This is a genomic window from Pseudomonas sp. CM25, from assembly GCF_013179705.1.
In the GTDB taxonomy this organism is placed as follows: domain Bacteria; phylum Pseudomonadota; class Gammaproteobacteria; order Pseudomonadales; family Pseudomonadaceae; genus Aquipseudomonas.
This window is the reverse complement of the sequence record NZ_JABMCW010000721.1, coordinates 1-610: the sequence shown is the minus strand read 5'-3', so window position 1 is coordinate 610 and position 610 is coordinate 1. Positions and strand designations below refer to the sequence as shown.

Below are 610 nucleotides of genomic sequence, written 5' to 3'. Positions count from 1 at the left end.
TCGCTCTTTCGAGCAGAACTCACAAATTTTACCTTAGCCTGATCCACCAGCAGTGAAACTGGTGTTCAGTCTATTTCTATCACATATCCGAATTTTTAAAGAACGATCTGACAAAAGTCAGAAATCAACATTCATTCACGAATGTTCATTTCTAAGTTCTGACAAGTGACTGTGTACAGCGAAAGTGGTGGAGCCAAGCGGGATCGAACCGCTGACCTCCTGCGTGCAAGGCAGGCGCTCTCCCAGCTGAGCTATGGCCCCGTATTCTGCGGCTAAACCATGTAATGGTAGGTCTGGGCAGATTTGAACTGCAGAAGAGCCGTCCTCACCTCTCTTTATCCAGAGGCATGGGGTGCTCACCATTCCAATCAAAATGGTAGGTCTGGGCAGATTTGAACTGCCGACCTCACCCTTATCAGGGGTGCGCTCTAACCAACTGAGCTACAGACCTAACGGTACAACTTTGGGTCTTGATCGTCTTTTACAATGAATCAAGCAATTCGTGTGGGTGCTCATCAGCAGGCTGATGTCGTCGATTAAGGAGGTGATCCAGCCGCAGGTTCCCCTACGGCTACCTTGTTACGACTTCACCCCAGTCATGAATCACACC

The 610-nt window shown here is 48.9% G+C and carries 2 tRNA genes and 1 rRNA gene; all 3 read right to left on the bottom strand.

The window, feature by feature from the left end:
• Positions 1-185: 185 nt before the first annotated feature.
• Positions 186-261: transfer RNA gene (locus tag HP546_RS30935), tRNA-Ala, on the bottom strand.
• A 113-nt stretch (positions 262-374) separates the two neighbouring features.
• Positions 375-451 (bottom strand) — tRNA-Ile (locus HP546_RS30930).
• An 86-nt stretch (positions 452-537) separates the two neighbouring features.
• Positions 538-610 (bottom strand): 16S ribosomal RNA (locus tag HP546_RS30925); the annotation flags it as partial.